The organism is Mesorhizobium sp. M7A.T.Ca.US.000.02.2.1 (genome assembly GCF_003996995.1).
Lineage (GTDB): Bacteria > Pseudomonadota > Alphaproteobacteria > Rhizobiales > Rhizobiaceae > Mesorhizobium.
Window position 1 is genome coordinate 1 of the sequence record NZ_RZTT01000109.1, and the last position, 15,688, is coordinate 15,688.

Sequence of the window (15,688 nt, forward strand, 5' to 3'; positions counted from 1 at the left end):
CCGCTGGCATTGGCATGGACGCACTCCAGGCCGAGTTCGATGCTGACGGCAAACTGTCGGACGCCTCGTATGAGAAGCTCGACAAGGCTGGCTTCCCGAAAGAGACGGTTGACGACTTCATCGAGTACCGCAAGTCGAAGGCTGACGCCTATGTCACGTCCGCTCACGCTGCCGCTGGTGGCGCTGAAGAACTCGGCAAGATGACCGCTTGGGCCGCGCAGGGTTATGACGCTGCGAAGGTCAAGGTGTTCAACGACGCCGTGAACTCTGGCGACAAGAATCGCGCCGAGCAGGCCATCAAGGCCCTCAAGGCCGACTACGTGAAGGCCAAGGGATCGCCGGCCAGGTTGATCAATCAGGCGAACACGCCGGCAGCGGGTGGCGAGGTCTACACGAGCCTCGCGCAGATGCTCGCTGATCAGGCCAAGCCGCAGTACCGCTCCGACCCGGCCTTCCGGGAAGCGGTCAAGCAGAAGCTCGCTCGCTCTAGCATCTAAGGAAAACGACAATACGCCCGATCAAAGAACTGATCTGGCATTGTACCGCCACTCCCGAGGGCCGCGAAGTCAGCGTCAAGGAAATCGACGCTTGGCATCGCGCTCGGGGCTGGTCCGGCATCGGCTACCACAAGGTCGTGTATCTCGACGGCTCCGTCCATGACGGTCGCCCCGAGGCACAGATTGGTGCCCATGTCGAAGGTCACAATTCCGGAACCATCGGCTACGTCTACGTTGGTGGACTAGCGAAAGACGCCAAGACCCCGAAGGATACCCGTACCCCGGCCCAAAAGGCCACGATGATTGCCCTCACCAAGGCCGCCATCGCCAAGTACGGCCTGACGAAGGTCTCCGGCCACAACCAGTATGCCGCCAAGGCTTGCCCGTCGTTCGACGTGCGCAAGGACCCGCTCGGCCACTTGGTATGAACAAGACCTCCAAGCGGCGCACGTCGAAGGCATTCCTGCTGGCAAACACCGCGCTGGCTTGGGGGCTCGCCTTCTACGGCGTCTATGCCCAGCAAGGCTCCGCTGTCGTGGCATCGGCCCTCGCCCTGATCGGGTCCCTCTACGGGGCTTACGTGGGCATCGGGCATATGGATTACCGGCGCTTCCTTGCCTTCTTCAATAACTCACAGGAGACGCCCTATGCTGGCAATTCTGACGTGGGCACTCCGTAACTGGAAGGCCATCGCGTTCGCTGCCGTCATGGCCGCACTCGCATTCGCTGGCTGGCGCCTCTACGAGGCCGGCAAGACCGAAGCCAACCAGAAGCATCAGATCGAGACCCTTCAGGAGAACCTCAAGGCGTCCGAACGCGCCCGAAAGCTGACTGACGCGGCCCTGTTGGCCGACCAGAAGAAAGCCGCTGCTGACGCCCTCGCCTTCACCGAACTCCAGAAACGGAAAGACGCCCTGCATGACTATGCGGAAAGCATCGCGGATGGTCTGCATGAGTGCCTTAGCGGCGCTGACGTTGACCGCCTGCGCGACCTCTGGAACTAAGCTCCAGCCAACTACCCTCCCCCCGATCCCCGCCGACATTCGCGTCTGCTTCGATCTGATCGTCGCGGCCCCCAAGAAGGGAGCCATGACCAAGAAACAGGTGCTTGAACTGGTCGCGTCCTTGAAGCTCTCCGAGGCCCAAAAGGTGGCCTGCGGAAAGCGCCTTATCGCCTTCTACGAGGCGTTCACACACAAGGCAAAATAATGGACATCACCGCACAGAACACCTTCACCCCCGCCGTCTACGTTCAGGCCGGCGACGAGTTCGATATCAGCATCTCCGGCACCTTCGCCGCTACGGTCGTCGTGCAGCGTTCTAAGGACGGCATCACGTGGGCCGACGTGGACAGCTACACCGCCCCTGCCGAGAAGACAGGACGTGCCGGCTCCGGCTGGTTCTTCCGTGCCGGCGTCAAGGCGGGTGGCTACACGTCGGGCACCATCACAGTCAACCTGTACGTCTAATGGCTCACGTTAAGCCCGTCATGCGGGCTCCTGTGGGTTCGGTACTGGCGAGCATCATGTTTGGCCTGACCAGTACTTCGTTGCCGTCTATCTACCTCGGACAGGTGGCAACCCGTTGTCGCATTCCGACCAACCTTTCGACCACCAATAAGCAGGCGAACAGCCGCACCTACCACATTGCCCGAGACGACATCACGTCTCTCAAGATCGAGCTTCCGGCTTGGTTTTGGTATCGCACCTCCACTAAGCTGGAGACCAGCGTCACCGGCAACATCAGCTACAAGGCGTCTATCGAGTACCCGGCAGGCACGTTCACCCAAGTTTTGTTCGCCGGGGCCACCTCTGGACTTGCGACGGGCACTGTCCCGCTGCTGTCTGACTGGGTGTCGGTCAACATTCCAAACGGCGAAGGCTTTTGGGTCCGCACCTACGCGGTCGCCACGCACTCCATCGTGTTTGCGGACGCCACCGCCGGCTCCAACTTCTGGACCTGCGATTTCGCGAACGGTGAAGCCTATGAGTACGCCGCGTCCGGTATAACCGACAAGACGATGGGTGGCACTCTGGTCCCCAATAAGACGACGAACGACGCCGCCATATTCCACCCCACGGCCATCATCGGCAACACACGAAAGCCTTCAGTCCTCCTCATCGGCGACAGTCGAGTGGCGGGCTTCGGGGACTTCTTCAACGCTGCCGGAGATACAGGGGAACTGGCCCGGTCAATCGGCCCCTCTCTGGCCTACATCAACGCCGGCTCGGCTGGTGACACCCTGTCCGAGTTCATCGCCTCCAGCGTCCGAAGGCAGGCCCTCCAGCAGTACTGTTCACACGTCGTGGTCCAGACCGCGATCAACGCCCTTCGCTCCGGCACCGGGCAGAACAAGACAGCGGCCACGGTCCTCGGTGAACAGCAAACTATCCTCGGGTACTTCTCGGGGAAGCGGCGCTTCACCTCCACGACCTCGCCTTCGAGTACCAGCAGTGACAGTTGGGCCACGGCCACCGGCCAGACGCTCAACACGAACGCAGCACAGATCGCCGCCTACAACGACGCGATACGCGCCGGGGTGGCAAACTCTGACGGCTTCTTCGAGATAGCCGATCAGGTCGAAACTGCCCGCAATAGCGGCAAATGGAAGTTCGACGGCACGGCCAGTAAATGGACCGCTGACGGCCTCCATGCGTCCTCTTTCGGATACGCCGCGATCCAAGCAAGCGGCGCTGTAGACCCCTCACGATTTGTGAGGACATAACTGACACGGACGGCACCTCTGCATAGCAAGTGCCGCCCCTCCTCCTGTGAATGATTGGACCATAGTCGTGCTGCCCACTCGGCGGCGACTTGGGGCTTCGGCCCCTTACAGGTTCCCAAGAAACACCAAACAGAACCTTGACCCGCCAACAGCTCCCCGAGGGGGGCCTTGAGCGGACAATCTCGTGTTCCTGCGGGGCGCTTCTGGTCGGACCGATCATCCCTCCAATCGCACACAGGAAAACACTAAAATGGCAGACCTTTCAGTCTCTCGCATCGGCCAAGTTAACCTCGCCGGTGACGTTGACGCACTCAACCTGAAAATCTTTTCGGGCGAAGTCCTCACGGCCTTCAACATGAACTGCGTGTATCAGGACAAGCACCTGATCCGCGAAATCGCTTCCGGCAAGTCGGCCCAGTTCCCGGCCACCGGTCGCATCACGGCGGCTTACCACACTCCGGGCACCCAGCTCACCGGTACGCCGATCGCTCACAACGAGCGCGTGATCACCATTGACGACCTGCTCCTGGCTAACGTCATGATCGCGGACATTGACGAGGCCAAGTCGCACTACGACGTGCGCTCCGAGTACACCAAGCAGCTCGGTGAAGCCCTCGCTCTGGCGTTCGACACGAACGTCGCCCGCACGGCTGTCCTCGCGGCCCGCGCTTCGGCTACCATCACGGGTGAGCCGGGTGGTTCGATCATCACGGGCGGCGCAAACGTCCGCACCGATGGCGCTCTCATCAAGAACGCCCTGTTCGCAGCGGCGCAGAAGTTCGATGAGAACAACATCGTTGACAGCGACCGTAACGCCTTCGTGAAGCCGGTCACCTTCTACGCGGCTGCGGCCACGACCGATCTGGTCAACAAGGACTGGGGTGGTCGCGGTGGTATCGCTGACGGCAAGATCGAAAGCCTCGCCGGCATCAACATCGTGAAGTCGAACAACGTCCCGAACTCGAACGTGACCACCGGTCCGGCCAAGTATCAGGGCAACTTCTCGACCACGGCGATGTCGATCTTCCACCGCAGCGCCATCGGCACCTGCCGCCTGATGTCCCTCTCGATGCAGTCCGAGTACCTGACCCTCTGGCAGGCTACCGCTCTGGTCGCCCGCTTCGCGGTCGGTCACGGCATTCTGCGTCCGGAAATGGCCATCGAAGTCACGGCTGCGTAATCCAGCCTAACCAAATCGCCGGGGTCCCTTTGGGGGCCTCGGCTATTTTTTTGTGAGGTACTATGGAAACTCTCGGACCCGCATCCGAACTCGACGCCGTGAACGAACTACTGGCATCCATCGGTGAGGACCCCGTGTCCGATCTGGAGGACCTCCCGCCGTCCGGCAACACCGCCCTATCCGTACTCCGAAACCAGTCCCGACAGGTCCAAGAGGAGCCCCGTTGGTTCAACTTCGAGACCGACGTGATGCTCTCCCCCGGTGTCGGCGGCTTCGTCACCATCCCCGGCAATGCTCTCGACGTTGACAGCACTGACGGTGACATCATTCAGGTCGGCGAGCGGCTCTACGACAGGGACAAAAAGACCTACGTCTTCACGTCCGCCGTGAGCTGCGAAATCCTGTGGCACCGCCCGTGGGACGAACTCCCCAGCGTGGCCCGCCGGTACATCACCGCCCTCGCCATCGAACGGTTCATTGAAGGCTTCCCCGGAGCCGAGGCCACGACGCCCTCGCGTCAGCGCAACCTCGCCCGAGCGAACAACGCCTTTGTCCGTGCCGAAATCAGGGCCGGCGATTTCAACCTCCTCAACAACGCCTCAATCCAGACCATCGCTAGGAGAAGCTAATGCGAGCTGAAGGCGGCTCACCCAACCTCATCAACGGCGTAAGTCGCCAAGCTCCAGAAGTCCGTCTCCCCTCGCAGCTCCAAGAGAGCGTAAACCAGTTTCCCACGGTGACCCGGAACCTCGTCCCCCGGAACCCTGCGATCCTGAAGGGGCGCGTAGCTGGTGCCCCGGCGGCCAACACCGCCTATCATCTGATCGACCGAGACACGACGGAGCGTTACGTGGTCCGAATGAGCCCTTCGGGGGTCGTCGTCCATGACCTCGCCGGCACCGCCAAGACAGTCACCGCACCAAACGGTAACGGATACCTGTCCGGCGTCAGCTCCCCCTCCGACTACGAGGCCCTGACCGTCGCCGACCACACCTTTATTGTGAACAAGAAGAAGGTTGTTGCCCAAGCGGCCACCTCCTCTGCGGCGCTGGAGAAGTCCGCGCTGCTTCACGTCGTAGCTGGCGAGTATCACACCAAGTACCGCATCGTCCTGAACGGCGTTGAAATCGCCTCGTACCTCACCAACGGTGGGCCAGGAACAGACGACCTCGACGTGCGCCAATCCGAGCGGCAGGCCACCCCGGCGTCCATCGCTTACGGACTTGCCAACGGCACTCCGCTAACGCCTTGGCGAGGAGCGGCCCCCGGAAACGCAGAAATGGGCGACAGCATCATCGCTGGCGGCCTCCAGACACTAAACCCTGCGGTCTGGTCGGTGACCCTTTACGACAACGTGGTCTACCTGAAGAACCTCACAGGCGCCGATTTCACCATCTCGTGTGAGGCCGAGGGCCGCGATACCGCCTTCCGCGCCCACAAGGGTTTCGTGAAGGACTTCGCCGAGCTTCCCCGAAAGGCCCCTGTAGGTTTCACCCTCAAAGTGGCCGGCAGCGACGACACCGACTACGACGACTATTGGGTCCAATTCCAGCAAGGGGCCACAGACGGCCTCGGTCGTTGGAAAGAGTGCGTGGGCGCGGGCGAGAAGCTCGGGATGGACAAGTCCACCATGCCTCACGTCCTTGTGCGTGAAAGCAACGGGACCTTCACCTTCCGACAGGGCGACTGGGCAGACCGGGCAGTCGGCGACAGCACCACCAATGATTGGCCGTCTTTCGTCGGCTCCACGATCAACGGCTTCGCCTTCGCTCACAACCGGTTGGGAATCCTGTCCGGCGAGAACATCGTGTTCTCCCGTGTCGGTGAGTTCTTCAACTTCTTCCGTGAGACCATTCTGACGGGTCTTGATACGGACCCGATTGACCAAGCGATCTCCTACGACGACGTGTCCACCGCCTACCACGCGGTTTCACTGGCCGGCGAGCTGATCATCTTCACCCAATCGATCCCGTTCCGAATGAAGGGCGGCGACATATTCTCGCAGAAGACCGCGAGCTTCGTGCCTACCCTGTCGAACAGGTCCAGCTCAAAGGCCCGCCCTGTCCCCTGCGGCAACAAGCTGTTCTTCGTCAACGACACCGACAGCGGCGCTTTCGTCCACGAGTTCGTCAACGTGCAGGACGAAACCATTCAGGAGGCCCCCTCGATCAACGAGCATTGCCACGGCTACGTGCCGACCGGCGTGTTCATGATGGATGGGGACGAAGACCTCAAGCTCCTGGCCATGGTCTCCAGCTCGGACCCGACCACGATCTACACCTACAAATGGCTCTGGATCGGGCAGAACAAGGCCCAGTCCGCGTGGCAAAAATGGGCTATGCCCACCAACGTCAAGGCCCTGAAGTTCATAGGTGAGGAGCTGGTCGCAGTCGTCTCTGACGGGACCTACGTCGAACACCTCGGCATCAACTGCCACGAGGCGTGGACCGACAGCAAGCCGGCTATCCTCCTGCTCGACCGCCGCACGACCCTGACCGGGGCCTACAACTCCGGCACTGATCAGACCACCTACACCACTCCCTATCCGGCAGCAGGGGCCATCGCGGTCCTGAACACCGGCACGGACTTCGGCACCCAGCCGACCGTGGTCTCCTCCGCAGGCACCTCTCTGGTCGTCTCGGGCAACTACGGGGGCCTCTCGGCCTACGTGGGGTTCCCCTACCAAGCCTACGGGATCATGTCTCCGTTCGTCGTTCGTGAGAAGCAGAGGGACGGGACCAGTGGGAACGCGGTGCCTGGAGTGGAGCTGAAGGTTGCCTCCATGCGCTTCGACACAGGGCCTAGCGTGGGCCTCGACGTGACCCTGACGCGCAGCTACCGCCCCTCCTTCGTGCACCGTCTATCGGCGGCCATCGTGGGCACCAAGACGAGCGTCCTAGGCTCCCTCATCGTGGGGAAGCTGACGAAGGCTCTGTCGATCATGGCGGCGGCTGACGACGTGACGATCCGGTTCGAGAACTCCGGCCCCTACCCCTACTCGGTCCTCTCCTACAGGTGGACAGGCGGGGCTTACCCAAAAGGATACTGATGACGATAACACCTCATGGCCTTGTAACGGCCTCGACTGCCGCCGACGCGCGGGAACTCGACCGACTGCTTAGGCCAGAGGATCGCCGTGAAGTGGAGGAGCTGGGCGGTCGTCCGGCCCTCCAGCACTTCCTCCTCGGGGTACTGATGTCGGAACCCTCGTTCACCTTACGGGACCATGACGGGTCTCTGGTGGGCATTGCTGGCGTGGTCCCCGACCTACGCGGCAACGGCGTGGTCTGGATGAGCGGGACGACCCTCGTGGAGAGCCGGAAGATGGCTTTCCTGCGAGGCTCCCGCGATGTCCTCGCCGAGTTCCACCGACGCTTCGACACGCTCTACAACATCTGCGACGCCCGCAACGAAGTCCACGTCAAGTGGCTCCGCTGGCTGGGCTTCACCCTCCTCCACAAGTACGAGTGCGGACCGAACGCGGTCCCCGTCTATGAATTTGCAAGGATCGCCTAATGTGCGACTTCATCACAATCGCGTCCATCGGCCTTGGCATTGCCCAAGCCGGTATGGGCTACGCTGCCTCCAGCGCCCAGTACGATCAGCGTATGCAGGAGATGCAGCAGAACGCAATCAACGCCTCCAAGGCGGCTGAAAACCAATACGCCAACCTCAATATCCGTGCCCAGCAAGAGGACGCGGCGATGGTCCAACAGAAGACCGAAACCAACATCGAAGCGGCCCAAGCGGCGGCCTCTGTGGAGGCTGCGGCTGCTGAAGGGAACGTCAGCGGTCTCTCGGTCTCGTCGGTCCTACAGGACATGTACGCGCAGAAGGGACGCAGCGATGCAGCTCTCGACACCAATCAGCAGATGAACCGTGGGTTCCTGCGTGGTGAGAAGATCGCAGCCGAGGCCGGCGGTCAGAACCAGATCAACTCCATGCCTCTGCCGGAGAAGCCCAGCTTCGCTCCGTACCTCCTCAATGCGTTCAGCTCTGGCTTGAGCGCCTACAGCAACTCCAAGACACGAGGCTAAACATGGCAGAAGGACTATTTGGCACTGGCGTGGCGGCACCAAACATTCGGCCCGTCGCCATCGCCCCCACCGGGGTCCCCGGCAGCACCTATGTTCGCCCCCAGCAGAAGCAAGTGGGGGGCAATCTTCAGGCCCTCGCAGACAGCCTAGGGGGCCTCAACAACGCCCTTCAGCAGTTCGGCGCGGCATCTGCCCGTTCTGACAAGGACCCCGACAGTGAGGCCAACAGGGCTTTCTCTGACAGCATCGCCGGCAAGTCGCTGGAAGAAGTCGTTAACACCATGCCCGACGCCAAGAACCGCATCCAGAAGGATGGCGTTCTGTCGCTGGTCGGCTCCAAGGCGGCCTACGAGTTCCGCCAGCATATCACCGAGCAGTACAACAACGGTGGCTTCGACCAAGCTACCGGCGATTTCAACTCGTGGGTTGAGGGCGAGCGCCAGAAGTACGCCAAGGGCTTGCCGGATCAGGCAATGCAGGCGGCCTTCTTCCGGGGTACTGACGGCTGGACCCAGCAGTTCGGCGAACAGGACCTCAAGCGGAAGATGGAAAACACCATGGCCGAGCGGGACACCGCCGTCGTGGACGAGTTCCGCATGATCGCCGACGACGGGATTGCCGGTAACAAGAAGCCCGAGGAAATCGCTGACGCGATCATCAAGCAGTCGGGAGAGAACCGGACATTCCGCGGTCTCGATGGCAAGTCGCAGAACGACACGCTGTTCCGCCTCGCCGAGGAGTACGCGCTGAAGGGCCGCCCCGAGCTGGTCAAGGCGCTCCTCAACAACAAGCGGGGAGGAATCGGTCCCCTGCTCGAAGTCTCCGGCTACACGGACAAGGGCCTTTCGCTCATCCAGAGGGCCGAGACGGAGCAGCAGCAGGCCGCCAACGCTACCAGCTTCAAGACCCGCTCGCAGCTCGATGAGGACGCCATGTATGGCCGGCTCACCGAGGAGCAGATCGTCAAGGCCAAGGAGACACCCGGCAACGAGTGGCTCAACGACAGCATGGCCGCCCAGTACCTCGAAAGCTCCAAGCGCAACAAGGCCCAGCTTCTCGCAGGGCAGGCACGGGAGGAGGAGAAGCGCCGCACGGCCTTCCAGTCCACCGGCCAGCGCACACAGGCTGTAGCCAACGCCTACGCCGAACTGGAGACCCTCGGGGGTGCCCAGCGACTCAAGGACGTGGAGTACATGGGGCCTGATGGCAACATGAAGACCCTGACGGCCAAGGACCAGCAGGACGCCGTGGTCGGGCGCAAGCTGTCACAGTTCAAAGAGATGGAGGACAAGCTCGTCGCCAACAACGTCGATCCCAAACAGGCCAAAGAGGAAGTGCTGAAAAAGCGCGTGGCGTGGTTCGACGGCAACGGGATCGTGGACGAGGACCTCCAGAAGAAGTTCAACTCCCTTCAGGTCCAATCGTCCATCTCGAGAACGCTGGAGAAGGGCGAGGTCTCGAAGTACCTCGGCGGCATCGCGGAGGACTATCGGCAGCTCGAAGACATCAACCCGGCCTATGCCGACAAGTTGGTCTCGGACAGCAAATCGGCAGAGTTCCTCCAGAACTACTCCGTCGCCCGCAACGACCTTATGGGACCCGAAGACGCCCTGATTTACGCCGCGCAGCAGTCCAACCGGACGCCCACACAACGGGCTCTCGGGAAGCTGTCACCGGACGACCTGGCTGACGATACCAAGAAGGTTCTCAACAGCCTCGACTACGACGCCGGCCCCAGCCGCGACAACGAGGCGTGGGTGCAGGACCAGCTCAACAACTACACCGCAAGGGGCCTCGACAGGGACACCGCAAAGCAGAAGGTTATGGACAAGCTCCAGAACCATTCGTTCGAGCTGAACGGCAAGATCGTCATTGACGAAGATGGGCTCCCCAAGGACGCCCCCGAGTTGTTCCAGCGGGCATTGAAGGACGCCTTCACGGTGTTCGGCAAGGCCGAGGGCATCCCGGACGAGAGTGACCTATACATCGACAAGTTCGCGTCCGGCCAGTGGATCGTGATGAGCAAGACCAAGGGCGGCCCGTTGAATTTCGGGTCCCGCATCGGGCTCAACGATCTGGCTAAGAAGCGTTCCGAGATAGGCCGCGAAGTCACCGCCCAGCACGAGGCCGCAAGAGCCGCTGACGTGGCCACCCGCAAGGAGGCCCGCGCCAAGCTTTGGTCGGCTATGGAAGACCGCCGCAAGACCGTCGAGGAGTGGGAGCTGAAGCACAGCAAGACCCACGGCGTCGTCACCGGCTACGTCGCCAAGCGCCTCCGCAAAAACTACGAGGAGGAGCTGTCGAACTTCAACAACCCATTCAAGCCGCCGACAGCACCCAAGAAGCTGTTCAAGGGACCCCGAGGTATCGGGCGGTCCTTCGACTAACCCCTCAAGGCCCCGGCTCACCACCGGGGTCTTTTCTTTTCAGGAGAACACATGAGCGCCAGCCTCTCCGAGGCCATCAAGAATGAAGCTCTGCGGATCGGCGCTGACCCGCAAGACTTTGCCACCGTCATGTCCTACGAGACGGGCGGCACTTTCGACATCTGGCAGAAAGGCCCGACGACCAAATGGGGTCAGCACCGGGGGCTCATCCAGATGGGCGAGCCGCAGCGCCAGAAGTACGGCTACTACAAGGGCATGTCCGAGGAGGACGCCGTTCACGCCTCGGCCAACTATCTGGTCGACAGCGGCTTCAAGCCCGGAATGGGCCTGCTCGATTTGTACTCCACCATCAACGCTGGCGCCCCCGGCCTCTACGACCGCTCTGACGCGGCGGCGGGCGGCGCACCGGGCACTGTCCGGGACAAGGTTGAGCAGCAGATGGAGGCCCACAAGGCCAAAGCTGCGGCGCTCCTCGGCGGCAACTACGTGCCCCAGGTCGCAAACCCCTACACCGACACCGACGCGCCACAGACCAACTACAACACCTATGACCAGAGCCGCACACCGCCGGCCCCAACGCTCGTCGATGTCACCCAGCAGAAAGCCGATGAGGCCGCCCGAGGCCCCCAGCCTTACACCTCTTGGAGCGACCAGATTTATGACAGCGGTGCGCAGAATTGGTACACCGCCAAAATCTACCGCTGGGCCACTCAAGGTGCAGTCGATCCTCACGATAACGGCTGGACCGAGGACCAGTGGAAGCACATTACGGAGACCGTCCCGGAGCAGTATCACGACTACGTGCTAACCGGCACCTCGGAGTACAACCGGAACCTCCGGCTGAAGTACGCCACGGAGATGGCCGACCGGGACGTAAGGGCCGACAAGTCGGGCACCGCAAGCTCCCTGACGGCTGGAGTTCTCTCCGGCATCGCCGACCCTGTACTGCTGCCTCTCGTGGCCGCCGGAGGCGTCGTCAACGGTTCCATGGCCATTGGCCGCACATTCGTCACGAAGATCCTTGGCGGTGCCCTTATGGGCGGCGCAAGCAATGCCGCGCTGGAGCTAGGGGCCAAGTACGGTCTCGATGATCCACACACCGACGCGCTCGCAGCGTTCGGCGTAGGGGCGCTGCTCGGGGGCCTGACAGGTCCGCTGGCTCGCAACCCGGCGACTGCCGTTGAGCGGGACATGATGACCAAGACCGGCCTCGACGCCATCGAGCAGGCCAAGGCGCGGGCTCTCCAGTCCAACATGCCTTCCGTTGTGAGTGATGTCGGCTCTGCCGGCGCTGCCCGCAACACGGACAGGATCGTACCGTTCGATCCGACGGACTGGGGGATTGACGACGCTGCGGTGGATCGCGGCTTCGGCGGAAAGCTCCGCTTCGACGTGGCCGGACAGCTCACCACGAGCGAGAACCCCCGTGCCCGCCTCGCAGGCTTCGCCATGTTCGAGGAGAGTGCCGGCACCAAAGGCCACGCCGTTCTGGACGCCCCTACGTCGGTCCGTGCTGTGGCGATGGAACGCAAGCTGATGGGCAACCGCAACTCGGTCTATCAGGTCGCTCTCCGCGACTACGTGGCCGAAGGCTCGTCTCTGCTCAACCCCCTCGCCCGCGCCCGCAAGGCCGACGAGTTCCACCGGGCGGTCAACGCCTTCATGGTGGATGAGCATCCCTCGCCCGACGTTAGCCCTCACATCGTCAAGGCCGCATCGGCCCGCAAGCAGTTCTACGACGCTTGGGCTGGTGAACTGGAACGCGCCTTCCCCGGTCTCTCGGTCAAGCAGAAGGGCTTCTACTCGCCGAAGGTCGCTGACCACAACCGCATCTCCGAACTCGACCGATTGGTGGACGAGGACACCATGCACAAGTTCATCGCCGAGAGCATCCGCCGTGCCCATGGCGAGATTGAGGACAGCCTGCTGAAGAAGATGGCGAAGGGCTACTGGGCTAATATCCGGAAGGCCGGCTACGGCATTGAGGACAGCATCGCCGGGGCACTAGGGCTGGGCGACAAGCAGGCATTCAAGGACGCCTTCAAGCAATCCCTGAAGGAGAGCGACGGCTTGGCCGACGAGGACCTGGACAAGGTTTACGACCTGTTCTCGGGTGTCGTTGACGAGACCAAGAAGACCTCTGACGGGGACAAGGGTGTCGGCTACCTGAAGCGCCGCACGGTCATGAAATACGACTACGCCGCCAACGTACGCGGCAAGGACGGCAGCATGATCCCGCTGAAGATGGACGACCTGTTCATTCAGGACGCCGAGTTCCTCGACCATCGCTACGCCCGCACCATGTCGGGACGTGTGGCGTTCGCGGACATGAAGGTGCGCGATCCGGTGACGGACGAGCTGATCTTCGACGGCATCCGCTCCGAGGCCGACCTGACCAAGTTCAAGAACTGGGTCCGCGAGGGGTTCCGCCAAACCGGCAAGCCTATCGCGGAGGTGCAGTCCAAGATGGCCAACGCAATCGAGAACATCGACTTCGGCTGGAAGCGGATCAACGGCATCCCAGTGTACGGCCAAGAGAAGGCTTACGCCCAGTGGGTTCGCCGCTTCAAGACACTCCAGTTCATCCGCCTGATGTCCAACATGGGCCTCAATCAGGTGCAGGAAAGCTGGAAGGTGGCGTCGATGACGGGCTTCCGCGCGTCCATGCAGCAGCTCCCCGCCATCCGCCGCATGGTGGACGAAACGGGCCGCTCGATCCCCAAGAGGGACGCCCTGCTCGGCGAGCTGGAACACATGACCGGGATCGGTCTGGACGGGCTGGTCGGTAAGTTCGACTTCCGCTTCGCCGACGACCGGATCGGTGCCGGTGCAGCCTCCCGGCTGGCTAACGGCATGGACATGGCCCTCGACTGGGGCCAGCGCATGACCGCCGAAGTGTCCCTAATGAGAGGCATTCAGGACTACCAGCAGAAGTGGGCGGCCAAGGCCGTGGCCCAACACCTGTTTGACATGGCTCGCAAGACCTCTGTCGACTGGGGCGGGTTTGACCTCACCAAGCTGGCCGGCAAAGGCAAGGAGCGGCTGGCAGCGGCAGGCATCGGCGATGAGCAGGCCAAGCTGATCTTCGGAAGCCTCCTCGAACACGCCGAGAGGGACGGTAAGAAGCTCGTGTCCCTCGGCTCAAACAAGTGGGACCCGAAGGCCGTCACCGAGTTCTCCTACCTCATCAACCGATACACCGACCGCCTCGTTCAAACCAACGACGTGGGCGGCTTGGCGAAGTGGATGAGCAACCCGGTGGCCTCGCTGTTCACCCAGTTCCGCAGCTTCGTGCTGGGAGCTTGGTCGAAGTCCACCCTCTACGCGATCAACCATATGGACCCCCGCATGGCGGTCGCTCTGGTCGGCGAGATGGCATTCGGTACGGCCACTTTCGCAGTCCGTCAGGCTCCCCAGTTGGCGACTGACGAAGGCTACGACAAGTATTTCGAGGAGACCCTTGACCCGGTGAACCTGGCCAAGAACGGCTTCGCCCGCACGGCTACCTCCTCGATACTGCCGATGCTAATGGACAGCGCCCTAATGTGGACCCCGGTGGGAGCCCAGTTCGGCTCTGCCCGCGCTTCCGGTGCCCCCCAGGACGCCCTGTTCGGCGCTCCGGCAGGAAACATGGTGGCCGACGCCGCCCGGTTCTCCAAAGGCGTGATCCGCAGCACCACAGAAGGCCGTGAGATGGCCCAGTCCGAGCTTCGCGCCGGCTGGAGTGCCTTCGCACCGCTAGGCAACTTCCTGCCCTTCTCGGCGCTGTTCTCCCACTTGATTGAGGACCGTCGCGAGACACCTCGCAACCGCTAACTCAATGGCCCTCGGATGACCTCCGGGGGCCTTCCTCCTTTGAAGGACGCAATGGCATACACACCTAACATCACCGCCGGCAACGGTTCGGTGACCGACTTTCAGGTGACCTTCCCCTACCTTCGACAGGCCCATGTGGGCGTCAAGGTCAACGGGGTCGTGGTCGCAAAGACTTGGGTAAACGCTGGCATGATCCGCGTATCGCCCGCTCCCGGCTCCGGCATCCGCGTCGAGGTCTATCGTGACACTCCCTCGGTGCCTCTAGCCACCCTCCAGAACAACAAGCCGGTCCCTGCGGCCTCCTACAACGACCTCGTGAAGCAGGCCATCTACTTCGCCGAGGAGCAGGCTTACGTGACCGCCGCCGGCACCGCTGCGGACCGCGTACAGACGGGTCTCGATCGCGTGGCTGTAGCTGCCGACCGTGTGACCGTTGCTGCTGACAAGGCTACTGTGGCCGCCGATAAGGGCACCGTGGCAAGCGACAAGGGAATCGTTGCCGGCTACAAGTCCGACGTTGCCGCCGATAAGGCCACCGTCGCTGCCGACAAGGCCACGACCCTCGGCTACAAGAACGCCGCAGACGCCGACAAGGTAGCCACCGCTGCCGACCGTGTGCAGACCGGCCTAGACCGGACACAGACGGGCACTGACAAGACCGGCACCGCTGCCGACCGTGTGCAGACGGGGCTGGATAAGGCCGCGACCGCTGCTGATCGTGTCCAGACCGGCCTCGACAAGGCTGCTACCGCTGCCGATAGGGTGCAGACGGGTCAGGATAAGGTGGCTACCGCTGCTGATAGGGTGCAGACGGGGCTCGACCGGACCGCCGCTGCCGCCAGTGCCGCCGCCGCTGCTGCGTCTGCCGGGACGAACACTCCCGTTGAGGCCCAGATTCACGCTGCCTCCACGCAGTCTGTCGCCGACGCTGACGAGATGGGGTTCACCCGCTCTGCCGCGTCTTGGGCTCTCGGGAAGATTACGTGGGCAAACGTCAAGGCCACGCTCAAGACCTACTTCGACACTCTGTACGCGCTCGCTGGGCA

The 15,688-nt window shown here is 62.4% G+C and carries 14 protein-coding genes; all 14 read left to right on the top strand.

What is annotated here, in order from left to right; all coding sequences use genetic code 11:
- On the top strand, positions 1-497 hold a 497-nt coding region (locus EOD15_RS12975; protein WP_210212192.1), incomplete at its 5' end, for a hypothetical protein.
- Positions 498-517: 20 nt separating this feature from the next.
- A complete protein-coding gene (locus EOD15_RS12980; RefSeq protein ID WP_281035558.1) occupies positions 518-925 on the top strand; it encodes an N-acetylmuramoyl-L-alanine amidase in 408 nt (135 codons plus the stop codon).
- The gene (locus EOD15_RS12985) at positions 922-1,176 is read left to right on the top strand and encodes a hypothetical protein (protein ID WP_127408539.1); all 255 of its coding nucleotides are present in this window, start codon (positions 922-924) and stop codon (positions 1,174-1,176) included. Before EOD15_RS12980 ends, EOD15_RS12985 begins: the two co-directional genes overlap by 4 nt.
- Positions 1,145-1,501 (top strand): hypothetical protein, encoded by a 357-nt coding sequence (locus EOD15_RS12990; RefSeq protein WP_127408540.1) that lies wholly within the window; start codon positions 1,145-1,147, stop codon positions 1,499-1,501. Before EOD15_RS12985 ends, EOD15_RS12990 begins: the two co-directional genes overlap by 32 nt.
- A 204-nt stretch (positions 1,502-1,705) precedes the next feature.
- Complete coding sequence (locus EOD15_RS12995) at positions 1,706-1,966, top strand: hypothetical protein (protein WP_127408541.1); 261 nt, start codon at positions 1,706-1,708, stop codon at positions 1,964-1,966.
- A 56-nt stretch (positions 1,967-2,022) separates the two neighbouring features.
- On the top strand, positions 2,023-3,222 hold the full coding sequence (locus tag EOD15_RS13000) for an SGNH/GDSL hydrolase family protein (RefSeq protein WP_127408542.1): 1,200 nt from the start codon (positions 2,023-2,025) through the stop codon (positions 3,220-3,222).
- Positions 3,223-3,472: 250 nt separating this feature from the next.
- Positions 3,473-4,402, top strand: a complete 930-nt coding sequence (locus tag EOD15_RS13005; protein WP_206618630.1) for a phage capsid protein — start codon at positions 3,473-3,475, stop codon at positions 4,400-4,402.
- 62 nt (positions 4,403-4,464) lie between these two features.
- On the top strand, positions 4,465-5,031 hold the full coding sequence (locus EOD15_RS13010; RefSeq protein ID WP_127408543.1) for a hypothetical protein: 567 nt from the start codon (positions 4,465-4,467) through the stop codon (positions 5,029-5,031).
- Positions 5,031-7,451 (top strand): hypothetical protein, encoded by a 2,421-nt coding sequence (locus EOD15_RS13015; RefSeq protein ID WP_127408544.1) that lies wholly within the window; start codon positions 5,031-5,033, stop codon positions 7,449-7,451. Before EOD15_RS13010 ends, EOD15_RS13015 begins: the two co-directional genes overlap by 1 nt.
- Positions 7,451-7,918 (top strand): hypothetical protein, encoded by a 468-nt coding sequence (locus EOD15_RS13020; RefSeq protein ID WP_127408545.1) that lies wholly within the window; start codon positions 7,451-7,453, stop codon positions 7,916-7,918. Before EOD15_RS13015 ends, EOD15_RS13020 begins: the two co-directional genes overlap by 1 nt.
- Positions 7,918-8,439 carry a hypothetical protein gene (locus EOD15_RS13025; protein WP_127408546.1) on the top strand — a complete coding sequence of 174 codons (522 nt, stop codon included), beginning with the start codon at positions 7,918-7,920 and terminating at the stop codon, positions 8,437-8,439. Before EOD15_RS13020 ends, EOD15_RS13025 begins: the two co-directional genes overlap by 1 nt.
- A gap of 2 nt (positions 8,440-8,441) precedes the next feature.
- Positions 8,442-10,826, top strand: a complete 2,385-nt coding sequence (locus EOD15_RS13030) for a hypothetical protein (protein ID WP_127408547.1) — start codon at positions 8,442-8,444, stop codon at positions 10,824-10,826.
- Positions 10,827-10,877: 51 nt separating this feature from the next.
- Positions 10,878-14,642 carry a hypothetical protein gene (locus EOD15_RS13035; RefSeq protein ID WP_127408548.1) on the top strand — a complete coding sequence of 1,255 codons (3,765 nt, stop codon included), beginning with the start codon at positions 10,878-10,880 and terminating at the stop codon, positions 14,640-14,642.
- 51 nt (positions 14,643-14,693) lie between these two features.
- Positions 14,694-15,688, top strand: a 995-nt coding sequence (locus EOD15_RS13040; RefSeq protein WP_210212193.1) for a phage tail fiber protein, incomplete at its 3' end; no start/stop codon positions are given.

Bases quoted from the DNA above. Each gene is read 5' to 3' on its own strand.
- EOD15_RS13020 (WP_127408545.1), top strand. From the start codon at position 7,451: ATGACGATAACACCTCATGGCCTTGTAACGGCCTCGACTGCCGCCGAC.
- EOD15_RS13030 (WP_127408547.1), top strand. From the start codon at position 8,442: ATGGCAGAAGGACTATTTGGCACTGGCGTGGCGGCACCAAACATTCGG.
- EOD15_RS13035 (WP_127408548.1), top strand. From the start codon at position 10,878: ATGAGCGCCAGCCTCTCCGAGGCCATCAAGAATGAAGCTCTGCGGATC.
- EOD15_RS12990 (WP_127408540.1), top strand. From the start codon at position 1,145: ATGCTGGCAATTCTGACGTGGGCACTCCGTAACTGGAAGGCCATCGCG.
- EOD15_RS13000 (WP_127408542.1), top strand. From the start codon at position 2,023: ATGTTTGGCCTGACCAGTACTTCGTTGCCGTCTATCTACCTCGGACAG.
- EOD15_RS13005 (WP_206618630.1), top strand. From the start codon at position 3,473: ATGGCAGACCTTTCAGTCTCTCGCATCGGCCAAGTTAACCTCGCCGGT.
- EOD15_RS12985 (WP_127408539.1), top strand. From the start codon at position 922: ATGAACAAGACCTCCAAGCGGCGCACGTCGAAGGCATTCCTGCTGGCA.
- EOD15_RS13025 (WP_127408546.1), top strand. From the start codon at position 7,918: ATGTGCGACTTCATCACAATCGCGTCCATCGGCCTTGGCATTGCCCAA.
- EOD15_RS13015 (WP_127408544.1), top strand. From the start codon at position 5,031: ATGCGAGCTGAAGGCGGCTCACCCAACCTCATCAACGGCGTAAGTCGC.
- EOD15_RS13010 (WP_127408543.1), top strand. From the start codon at position 4,465: ATGGAAACTCTCGGACCCGCATCCGAACTCGACGCCGTGAACGAACTA.
- EOD15_RS12995 (WP_127408541.1), top strand. From the start codon at position 1,706: ATGGACATCACCGCACAGAACACCTTCACCCCCGCCGTCTACGTTCAG.